The organism is Bradyrhizobium jicamae (assembly GCF_001440395.1).
Classification (GTDB): Bacteria; Pseudomonadota; Alphaproteobacteria; order Rhizobiales; family Xanthobacteraceae; genus Bradyrhizobium; species Bradyrhizobium jicamae.
The window spans coordinates 1-1,299 of the sequence record NZ_LLXZ01000111.1; the positions used below are offsets into that span (position 1 = coordinate 1).

Here is a 1,299-nt window from a genome sequence, read left to right on the forward strand (position 1 = left end):
CGACATGTGGAACGAAATCCGCATCAAGGATGGCGACAAAATCCGGTCGATCCGGAGCCTGGGCACGCGCAGCAAGCGCGTGGTTGATGTTTCCCGCCTTGGCATGTGCGTTGTCGGACCGCACGATGTATCCGACAGAGTGCCGCTCGCAGGCCTGCCGGAGCCAGTCCCTGCGGCCATCGTCAAGCACAAAAACGCGAAGCTTTGGAAAGCGCACCGCCTTGGCGCCGATAATCGTTCGTTGGAGGATTTCAAGCGACTCATTGTAAGTCGCGATGAAGATGTCCACGCTTGGTGCTTCTCCAGGCAGCCACCATCCGGCGTGCCGGTCAGCTTCCGCGGTACGTTCCTTAACGCGTGAAAGGATCACAAAGGCGATGGACGAGGACAGGACCGTCATGCCCTCGAGCGCAGCGAAGACCCAACTGACCAATGCGTCCGCAGTCCAGTCAAGTGGCACCAGCGTCTCGGTGAACCGCCATACCACGTAGCGCCAAGAGAGAATTGCCGCCAGGCCAAGCAGAAGGGCGCGCCAGTACCAACGGCTCGGATCAAGCAGTGGGAGGACAGTCAGGCGAAGTCCGATGATGATGGCAGCTCCCGCCAAGGCGGCGAGCAGAGGCGACAGCATTAGCATTAGAAGCCATGACGCGTGAGAAAACGACGGAATTGGGCGATCGGGCCGCTCGAAAACACAACACGTCCAGTGCGACCGATGGCACAGCCAAGATCCGGCTGCTGTGCGAGGCTCGGCACCGTTATCGTTACGTCAAAGCGTTGCAGATGCTGCGGACTCGGACCCACGGCGAGGTTTGCGTAAAGCGGCGACGCGCCAGCTCCGCCGAGCCGGGTGACGGCTCCGTCGAAAATTCGTTCGTCGCCGAACAGCCGAAACTGAACCGTCGCGCCGACGGAGAGGCTGTCATAAAGCGATTCGGATACGCCCGCAGTGACCACGAGGCTATTGCAGTCGACGAGCTTGACCAGGTCTTGCCCACGCTGTGCGTAGGCGCCATCGTCCACCAGGATATCCCAGACGAGGCCTGGGACGCGGGCATTAAGAGTCGCGGACGTCAGGCGATTGACGCGCAGACGCTCGGCGCCGATTTGCCGATCGAATTGAGCGATGCGCCGCTTAATCTGCTGCTCGTCGACATTCAGTTCCGCCAGGCGCTGATCGAGTTCCCGAATGCGCTGCATCGAGAAGGGGGCATCGTTATAGGACTCGCCGATGAAAACTCCGGTGCGGGCTGAGGTGAGTTCCGTCTCGAAATAGTTGACGCGCTGTTGCGCACTCTC

The 1,299-nt window shown here is 60.6% G+C and carries 2 protein-coding genes; both read right to left on the reverse strand.

All coding sequences use genetic code 11. The features are described 5' to 3' along the window. On the reverse strand, positions 1-631 hold a 631-nt coding region (locus CQ12_RS17955; RefSeq protein WP_245309979.1), incomplete at its 3' end, for a glycosyltransferase. 5 nt (positions 632-636) lie between these two features. Next, on the reverse strand, positions 637-1,299 hold a 663-nt coding region (locus tag CQ12_RS17960; RefSeq protein WP_157088288.1), incomplete at its 5' end, for an HlyD family secretion protein.